Consider the following 10,188-nt stretch of genomic DNA (forward strand, 5'->3'; position numbering starts at 1 on the left):
CCTATGAAAATCTTACACTAACGCATGGAGAAGGTTTACATTGTTGCTGCTCAGCGAACACCAATCGGTAAGTTTAACGGTCAGTTAGCTTCAAAGTCTGCAGTTGAATTAGGAGCGATTGCAATTAAAGCGGCTGTTGAAAAGGCAAAGCTCAGCGGAAACGATATTGACCAAGTATTAATGGGGAATGTTATTCAAGCAGGAACGGGACAAAATCCAGCTCGTCAAGCATCAATGGCCGCTGGCTTAGGTGAGCAGGTTCCGGCAATAACGATTAATGACGTCTGTGCGTCGGGAATGTCCAGTGTTAACCTGGCAGCAAGTTTAATTCGTGCAGGACAGGCTAATGTAATTGTTGCTGGGGGGATGGAAAGTATGTCCCAAGCCCCATATGTTCTTCCTAAAGCACGGAATGGTTATCGGTTTGGGAATGGAACCTTACTTGATGCAATGCAAAGTGATGCTTTAAATGACGTTTATGGCGGTTATCCAATGGGAATTACTGCTGAAAATATCAATGATAAGTATCAGATTACTCGTCGCCAGCAAGACGAATTTGCTTTGTTGAGCCATCAACGTGCAGTAAAAGCTCAAAAAGCAGGCTATTTCGATTCAGAAATTGTGCCCGTTGAAGTTAAGCAGAAACGAACCACTGTAACTGTAAAGGTTGACGAAGCACCACGACCAGATACTTCCCTAGTGGCTTTAGCAAAATTAAAACCAGCTTTTAAATCTGACGGAAGTGTGACTGCAGGAAATGCCTCGGGAATTAATGATGGGGGAGCTGCTTTGGTTCTTGCTTCTGAAAGTGCAGTCAATCAATTAGGATTAACTCCATTGGCTGAGTGGCAAGGATCTACAGTTGTTGGTCTTGATCCAGCATTGATGGGTCTGGGACCATATTATGCAATCAATAAGCTCTTAAAAAATCAGCAGATGGCGGCGGATGACGTGGATACTTACGAAATTAATGAAGCGTTTGCGACCCAAGCCCTTGTCTGTCAGGACTTGCTTCATCTTGATCCTAGTGCTGTCAATCCTTGGGGTGGAGCAATTGCGTTAGGCCATCCAGTTGGGTGTTCAGGCGCGCGAATTATCGTCACGATGATTAATGAAATGCATTGGGATAATCATGAACTCGGCATTGCTTCGCTGTGTGTCGGGGGCGGAATGGGTGAAGCGGTTCTGCTTAAGAAAATTTAGTTGGCGACAATTAAGGATATTGCACAGAAAGCAGGGGTATCGGTTTCGACTGCTTCTCGAGCTTTAAACCATAATCCACGAATTAGTGAAAAAACACGACAACAAATAGCGACGATTGCTAAAGAGATGGGATATCAACCAAATTACAATGCACAGAACTTAACACGGGGCGAGTCAAACATGGTCGGAATTATTTTTCCAGTAACCAGTGATACTGCGCCTGCCAATCCGTTTCATATTGACTTATTACGGGGAATTAGCATGGCATTAAAGCCGATTCACTATGAAATGGTTGTGGCAATTGCGCCAACTACGACCGACCTTTTGCAAAGCGTAAAATCGATGGTCGAACAGTCCAAGGTGCATAACTTTTTAGTACTTTATACGGTTAAAGATGACCCCATTACTAATTACCTGCGCCAAAATAACCTTAATTTTGTGGTAATCGGTCATCCAGACAAGGCCCAAGATCGCTTTGTCGACAATGATAACGTAGCGGCAGGGCAAGCGGCGACTGATTATCTGATGGATCATCAGGAGGCTAGTCACCCCGTCTTTCTTCAATCTGCAAGTAATTGGGTATTTGAACAGGATAGGCATCAAGGTTATGAGCAGAGTATGCAAAATCATCACCTTCCTGCTCTTAGCTGGCGATATTCACCAACGGGGACCGCAGTTAAAGATTTTATTAAACAACATCCGCAAATCGATTCAATTGTTTGTGTTGATGACTTGTTGCTGGTACGATTAATACGGCAACTACAAGAATTTAATTTACCAACTATTTGTTTTAACAATAGTCGGTTGATGGGGATGTTAATTAATCAAGAAGAGAAGGTTGACTTACAACCCCGCAAATTGGGTCAACAAGCTGTTGAATTACTTTTTAATCCAGAAGAGCAATTCCGAATCGTTGATTTTAAAATAAATAGTTGAATGGCTGGATTTAAACCAACGCCTGCTCAATCCAAGGCGATAAATGACCGTGGCGAAAATATCCTAGTTTCAGCTTCCGCGGGATCAGGAAAAACGGCTGTGCTAGTAAATCGGACAATTGAATTGATTAAAGAAGGGCAAAGCATTGATCGAATGCTGCTCGTAACATTTACGGACGCCGCAGCAAAGAATATGCGGGATAAAATCAGGGCAGCCTTGCAGAAAATAGTACAAGATTCAGCTAATCCCAAAGATTTACGTGACCGGATGAGTAATCAAATTAACCGGCTTGCGGCTGCAGATATTAGTACAATTCATGCTTTTTGTTTAAAGTTAATAAAGCGGTACTATTACTTGATTAACCTTGATCCACAATTTCGGCTCTTAACTGATGAAACAGAGCGGTTATTACTTCAAGAAGATGTCTGGCATGAAGTTAGTGAAGAACTGTATAAAAACGCTGAAGAAAAAGTTCCGGGCAGAGCTTCCTTTAGCGAACTAGTCCTCAACTTTTCTAGTGACCGTGATGACCAAGGACTCGACGACTTGATTTTACGGTTATATGAAATTGCTAATGCCCAACCTGATCCCGAAAAGTGGCTCCAAAAATTACCAGATAATTATGATTTAGGGTCTGGCTCACTATTAGAATCTAATTTTTATCAACAACAGCTAAAGCCCCTGGTTATCGAAAAGCTCAATCAGCTCATTCAAGATTATCGTGAATTAGTAACAAGAGCTAGTGACAACGGTCTAGATCAAGCAGCCGAAGTTATTAAAAGTGATGAAGAATTGATGCATCAACTTCTTTCTTCACTCGGGGGGATTACCGTCAGTGATGTTTGTCAAATGATGGCGCAGCAAAAATTTGGTAGTTTTCGGGGACGACCAGCGGCAGATGATCCACGGATTGATGTATTTAAAGACATTCAAAAGCAGCGTAATCAGCTAAAGAAGCAGTGGGAACAAACAGTTAGTATTTACTTGGGAAAGCAGGAAGCACAGGAACCAATTGCAAAAGAAGAATTGCTAACTGAGCTAACGACTTTTCGTGATCAATTTACAGCCTTGTTAAGCAAAGCAACTGAAAGTCAATTAGACGCTAAAACTGTTGATTCATTGCAAAAAGACCAGCAGATGATGCAGGAGCTTTTAGACTTATTGCAACCACCTACCTGGAATACTATTCGGGACTTATTTGCTAATGCTAAATTTGCACGAATGGGCGGCAAACCGAAAGACGATGAGCTAGCTGAAGAAGTATATAAATCACTGGGAAGTACTCGAACGGGGATAAAAAAGCAATTTGATCAGTTGGTTGATCGCTTCTTTAATTATCGTGAAGACCAATTTCGATTAATTTCAACGAATGCCCAGGAACTTTTACGCGAATTGAGTGCGGTAACGATTAATTTCCGTCGACGGTATCAACAAACCAAGTTAAATCGGCATGTCCTTGAGTTTAGTGACTTGGAACACTACGCGTACGCTATTTTAACGCCACCAGACGACCAGCCAAACTGGCAAACCCTCGTCAAAGATCTGCAAAATCATTATCAAGAAATTATGATTGATGAATACCAGGATACGAACCGCCTTCAGGAAAGTATTTTGATGAAATTGACATCTCCTGAACGCAAGAATCTATTTATGGTAGGGGATGTTAAGCAATCGATTTACCGATTCCGTGAAGCTGATCCAACATTATTTCTTGGGAAATATCAAAACTATCGTCAAGGTAACGACGGGGAAGCGATTGTTTTAGGGGAAAATTTCCGGTCGATGACTAATGTGACGAGCTTTACCAATATCCTTTTCGAACAACTGATGGATAGGGAAGTTGGTGAAATTGATTATGACGAAGATGCCCATTTAAAATATGCGGCAACTTATTACGAAGAAAATCAAGATAATAAGGTTCACCCAACAGAAGTGTTACTGTATGACGCCAATGCCCTTGATCCAGAAAAAGAAGATGTTGAACATGAGGATGATAAATTAGCTGGAGAATTTCGGATGATCGGGATGCGAATTAAGCAGATGGTCGAAAATCAAGAGTTAATTTTTCATCCAGAAGATGGACAGATGCATCCAATTCAGTACGGTGATATTGTTTTGCTTGAGCGGACAAAGGCAATTAATAATTCATTGATGGAAGAGTTTAATAAACTTAATATTCCATTGACAGTTCACGATGTTGAAAGTTATTTTCAAGCTACTGAAGTGCGAGTAATGATGTCCTTGTTGAAGATAATTGATAATCCACAACAGGATATTCCATTAGCTGCTGTTTTGCGATCGCCGATTGTCGGGTTAACTAACCAAGAATTAGCTTTTATCCGTCTTCAGAATCGATCTGTTGATTACTACGCTGCCTTGCAATCATTTATGGGTAATTACCAGCGAAAGGCTCTTCACCATCAATCGCTCCTTACTTCTGAACAGGTAAGTGCCCTCTATGAAAAAGCAGACCACTTCTTAGGCTTGCTTCGTGTTTTTCGACAAACAGCCCAACAGCAAACCCTTGTTGACTTGATTTGGCAGATCTATGACCAAACAGGTTATCTTGATTACGTTGGAGCAATGCCAGGAGGCCACCAACGACAGGCAAACCTCCATGCCCTTTATCAACGTGCACACTCTTATGAACAAAGCAGTTTTAAGGGTCTTTATCAATTTATTCGCTTTATTGAGAAAATGCAGGAACATGATAAAGATTTAGGCGTAGCACCGACACAGTTAACTGCAAATACGGTTAATGTTATGACGATTCACGGAAGTAAGGGTCTGCAATTCCCTGTGGTATTTCTAATTGATGCCACACATGGCTTTAACAAAGGAGCAGCTCGTGAAAATGCAGTTGTCGATGCTGTTGCGGGGGTAGGAATTCGTTACATGGATGATCAACGGGTCATTTATGACACGCCGCAACGACAAGCAGTGATTGAAGAGATCCAGCGCGGCGAACGAGCAGAAGATCTTCGGGTTCTCTATGTTGCATTGACCCGCGCAGAACAGCGGTTAATTATTACGGGATCCTTTAATGAAGAAATGCGGACACAGAGTCTTGTTGGTTCATGGCAACGGTGGCAGAAAGCATATCAGAGTAAGAATTTACTAATTGGCCCGCAACCACGGATCACTGCAAATTCATTTATGGACTGGGTTGGCCTTGCACTAGCTCGTTATCCAGAATTCAACGCGCAACAATTGAGTCGTGGAAATGTCACGCTAGAAAAAAGTACTCTTGCTGATACTAAAGTTACTGGTTTGGCGGCTGATCCTCACTTTATTGCAAAAACATATACCGCACTTGATGTTAGCGATGGATTGGCAAAAATTGGGCAAAATGCTAGTGCTAATGTAACGGAAAAGAACAATACAGTCGCAACTGATGCTTCTGAACAAAAGATTGATCAAATTTTGCGTTATCGTTACCCCCATCTTGTCGCTACTAAAACAACTGCTTACCAATCTGTTACAGATGTAAAACGAGTCTTTGAAGATCCTGACACACGTGATATGGCGCGGTGGGATTATGATCAACAACAAAGGGTAAAGACGCAAGGGATTTACTTAAATAATAACTTTGACGTTCCAGCTTTCATTCAGCAGACTACTCATGAACCCGTGGCAACAGAAATTGGAACAGCAACTCACCTTGTTTTCCAAAAACTTCCGCTTGATGAAGGTCCGATTAACGTTGAATTTGTTAATCAAGAAATTCAAAAATTAGTAGGAAAAAAACTGATCAATCCAGTTGTAGCAGCACGGATCAACCGGAAAGGAATAGTGGACTTTTATCAGACTGAGGTTGGTCAAAAGATCTTAAAGCATCCCGCAGATTATCATCGTGAAGTGCCGTTCTCAATGATTATGAATGGTCATGAATTATTTAAAGGGGTAAATGTTAGTGATGATGAACGCATTTTAATTCACGGAATCATTGATGGTTACTTAAAAAATGACGAGGGCATTGTTCTGGTTGATTATAAAACTGATCACCTTAACAAAGATTATCGCGACTTTGATTTAGCACGGATAAAGGATCGCTACCGAGGACAATTAGAGCTCTATAAAGAAGCTTTGAACTTAATGGAAGGGATTCCAGTTGTCCAAATGGGGCTTTACCTGTTAGAATTAGGAGAGTTCGTGTTATTTACAAAAGAGGGTGATTAGATGGGAACCCTGGGATTTGTTTTAGGAACAGCAGCGATGGATCATCAGCAAGTGTTGATTGATCAATTAGTTGACCAGATAAAGAATGCATCTGCTGATGAGAGCTTTTATTATTTGGTGCCTAACCATATTAAGTTTGAAACTGAAATTAATGTCCTTGCTGGTCTTCGTGATCGTCAAGGATTTAGCGGAAGTGACAGATTCGCCTCTTCACGCATACAGGTACTTTCGTTTAGCCGGCTTGCTTGGTACCTTTTACGAGATACTCCAGCTTTTCAAAAACAACACCTTTCTAAAATCGGGATGGCGATGCTCACTTCCCAAGTTGTTCAAGAACAGGCAAGTGAGCTCCGTTTATATGCAAGCGAAGTAAAACAACCTGGCTTTATTCAAAAGATGACAGCTCAGCTTGAAGAATTAAAAAATGCTAACATAACCGCCGATGACTTAACTGATATTATTTCCCGGGTGAAGTCCGCGAATGACCCAGCAGCTAATCAGGCGTGGCTTGCTAAAATGCATGATGTTGAGATTATATATCATGCTTATGAAGATCGGCTACGGGACCGGTACATTGGTAATAGTGAGTTATATCGGCAATTAGTGTCTTACCTTCAAAAATCACCAGAAGCTGCTAAGATGCACTTCTTTATTGACCGTTTTGCTCAGTTTACTGCAAATGAGCAACAGGTAGTGGATGCATTAATTACGAATGCCGCATCGACAACTATTTCTTTAACTCTTGATCGTGGATATCCAGATCAGAACCATCCAAATCCCCAGGAACTTCCTCCTAAAAATAACTTGTTTTATTCCTCCGCGATGCAATTTCACCGTTTGTGGAAATTTGGTCAAATGCATCAAAAAGAAGTAAAGGTTTTGCAAAATGTAGCGTTTGCGACGACTCCTCGTGTTGGTGCGGAATTACAACAAGTTGATTCGTATTTTAAGCGTTATGCAAGCGAACCAATTGGCCCCAGCGAGCGGGAAGACCTTTCTTATCCCCCAAATATTCAATTTATGACAACTACCAATCGGATGACTGAATTGAATAATGTGGCCACCAAGATTCGCCAATTAGTTGCTAGTGGTAAATATCGTTATCGTGATTTTCTTATTCTTAGTCGCCACCTTGACGGCTATCAGACAATGATTGAACCAGTTTTTGCGGCACATAATATTCCAGTTTTTAATGACCATGAACGCTTGATGGATAACCATCCACTAGTAACACTTCTTACGACATTATTAGAATTACCGCAGCGGGGCTATCGAACAGCAGATATCATCCAATTGCTGAAGACATGGTTACTTGTTCCACGGACAGGCACTGGCGATCTGATGGGGCTAAGTGATTTCCAAGCAGCTGTTTTCGCCACTGAGAATTGGTGCCTTAAGCAGGCAATTGAAGGAAAAAGTGCTTGGACAACTAATGATCCAGAAAAGATTAAGCAATTATGGCAGGCACCCGGAACGAACCTAACAGATCCAAAATATGCGCAATCACGGTTGAAAAAATTAAATGACCAGTTAGCCCTTGTAAAAGATTTTGTTGCGAATCACTTATTGCCAGTTTTCGACCAGTTTAAACAAGCACAATCAGGCCAAGAACTTGCCACTGCGTTATACCAGTTCTTGGCCGCTATGGGAGTTACAGACCGGTTATACGCTTGGCAACAATACCAAAGTACCCGAGATTTAGACCTTGCGCGTCAACCACAACAAGTCTGGACTACCTTTTGCCAAATTCTCCAAGAATATGTGGAAATCTTGGGCCAACAAGAACTACGGGATGGAACTAGTGAGGTCCTTGCAGATTTTAGTGAATTGCTCCAGGCAGGGTTTGCGGCTGCCCAGTATTCCCAGATTCCGGCAACGTTAGATCAAGTGGTAGTCTCTGAAACGGGAATTGTCCAAAGTGAAAATCGAAAAGTAGTTTTTATGATTGGATCGACTGATGATGTGATGCCAGAAATGCAAGAAAGTGATAGTTTGCTAACTGACCAAGATAAGGATGTTTTGAGTGCTTATCTTGATGAAGATTTCCAATACCTTCCTGGAACGGCAATTGACCAACTGATTGATGAGCCATTTGTTCACTATACTGGTTTTATGAACGCTAAGGAACAGTTGATTTTCTCGGCACCGCAAACTGATAGTGATGATAAGGAACTCAGTATATCGCCATATATGCATGATATGGCTCGCTACTTTGGTCAACCTGTTTGTGAATATCCATTAGCTACTAGCAAGGCCGGACAAGAGAATGCTATTGATTTTGTAAGTGCCCCACTCGCAACAATAAACCGGTTAGTCGAAGTTAGCCGGCAAATTCGTGATGAGCAAGGAGTTGGCATTGATCGTCAACCGGTTATGCCCGTTGGATGGCAAACAGTTGCTGAATCGTTGGTTAAGTTAGCTAAGCAATGGCAACAATCAGCAGATACTAAGGTTCAAGCAGAAGGAATATCACTAGGTCAGCGTCTATCTTTAGTTGCTGCGGGCTTTCATTATCAAAACAAGATTGATTCCCTGGGAAATAAATTGGCTCAGGCACTTTATCTCCGAACGGCACCCGATGATGAGCGTGGACGGGTATTATATGCCTCAATCTCGCAGTTACAAGATTTTTATATTAATCAGTACGAATATTTCCTTAAGTATGGTTTACGGTTGCAAAAACGAGATGAGTTAACCTTATCTAATGACCGTATCGGCACCTTCTTCCATAAAGCGATGGAGACTTTTGTTACAACAATTCGAGAAAATAATTCGTCATTTGCAGATCTTGCCCACAAAGATAATCAGATGCAACGTGACCAGCTGATTGACCATGCATTAGTTACAGCTCAAAAGAATCAGCCAACTTTATTGCGTCTCATTAATTCTTCAGCCCAAGCCCAATTCCAATATCAACAATTAACCGCAATTGTTAAAACAATGTTAATTACATTATGCCGCCAAGCTGAATATACCGGCTCACAACCAGTTAAAACCGAAGTTCAGTTTGGAAGAATTGGTAACCAGCAGCCGGGCAACCTTGGCTCTCTTGATTATCCGCTTAAAGATAATCATCATATTTATCTGCGGGGACGAATTGACCGAATCGATAATCTTAAGCAAGGAAACGACAATTTCTTGACGGTTGTTGACTATAAGTCGAGTAATCATCTTTTTGACCTCACTTCGGCTTATTATGGGCTCTCTCTCCAACTTTTAACCTACCTTAATGGGTTACAGGCAAACTTAGCTGAATTGGAAACGAATAATTCACGACTGGCAGGGGCATTATATCTTCGTTTGAATAATCCGACAATTAAGGCTGCCGAGTTAAAGAAAAGTTCCCTCGATGATTTGAAATTAAAAGAGCACCAATACAAGGGAATCCTCTTGAATGATCCACAATTATTGCGGGAGTTAGATAAGAGTTTAGATAAACAGGCATTCTTATACCCCCTTAAGGAATATAAGAATGGAAAAATTAAAGCTAATAAAGAAGCGCTTCTCGTTACGCCGCAGCAACTTGATTGGTTGCAAAACATGAATAAGGAACTTGTGATTAATGCGGGTAATCAAATTTTGAGTGGTGACTTGAAACTGAATCCTTACCGGTTATTAACTGGAAGCAACCGTCGTACAGGACTTGATTACAGTGACTTTTTAGACGTATTTCAGTTTGATAATATGCTTGACCAGCAAAACTACCGCGACCTAAATCCTAATTTAGCAAAAGAAGCATTTGATAATGCAGTTCAAGACGATGATGAGGAGGATAAGAAGTAATAAACAACCTAAGATTAGTTCAGGACAAAAATAATTATTGTCCTGGACTTTTTTGTTATTCTGAAGATAGAGCTAAGATCGATCATG

The 10,188-nt window shown here is 41.2% G+C and carries 4 protein-coding genes; all 4 read left to right on the plus strand.

The window, feature by feature from the left end:
• Positions 1-24 precede the first annotated feature (24 nt).
• Genes HHK02_RS10930 through HHK02_RS10945 form a run of 4 tightly spaced genes read left to right on the plus strand, consistent with a single transcriptional unit; the run spans position 25 to position 10,101 of the window.
• A complete protein-coding gene (locus tag HHK02_RS10930) occupies positions 25-1,203 on the plus strand; it encodes a thiolase family protein (RefSeq protein ID WP_003670258.1) in 1,179 nt (392 codons plus the stop codon).
• Positions 1,204-2,139 carry a LacI family DNA-binding transcriptional regulator gene (locus tag HHK02_RS10935; RefSeq protein ID WP_003675501.1) on the plus strand — a complete coding sequence of 312 codons (936 nt, stop codon included), beginning with the start codon at positions 1,204-1,206 and terminating at the stop codon, positions 2,137-2,139.
• On the plus strand, positions 2,140-6,318 hold the full coding sequence (addA, locus tag HHK02_RS10940) for a helicase-exonuclease AddAB subunit AddA (protein WP_098035157.1): 4,179 nt from the start codon (positions 2,140-2,142) through the stop codon (positions 6,316-6,318).
• On the plus strand, positions 6,319-10,101 hold the full coding sequence (locus HHK02_RS10945) for a PD-(D/E)XK nuclease family protein (protein WP_181462432.1): 3,783 nt from the start codon (positions 6,319-6,321) through the stop codon (positions 10,099-10,101).
• Positions 10,102-10,188: the final 87 nt, after the last annotated feature.

Origin of the sequence: Limosilactobacillus reuteri (assembly GCF_013694365.1) — a bacterium.
GTDB lineage: Bacteria > Bacillota > Bacilli > Lactobacillales > Lactobacillaceae > Limosilactobacillus > Limosilactobacillus reuteri_E.

Coding starts and splice junctions, on each gene's coding strand:
- HHK02_RS10945 (WP_181462432.1), top strand. CDS start 6,319: ATGGGAACCCTGGGATTTGTTTTAGGAACAGCAGCGATGGATCATCAG.
- HHK02_RS10930 (WP_003670258.1), top strand. CDS start 25: ATGGAGAAGGTTTACATTGTTGCTGCTCAGCGAACACCAATCGGTAAG.
- addA (WP_098035157.1), top strand. CDS start 2,140: ATGGCTGGATTTAAACCAACGCCTGCTCAATCCAAGGCGATAAATGAC.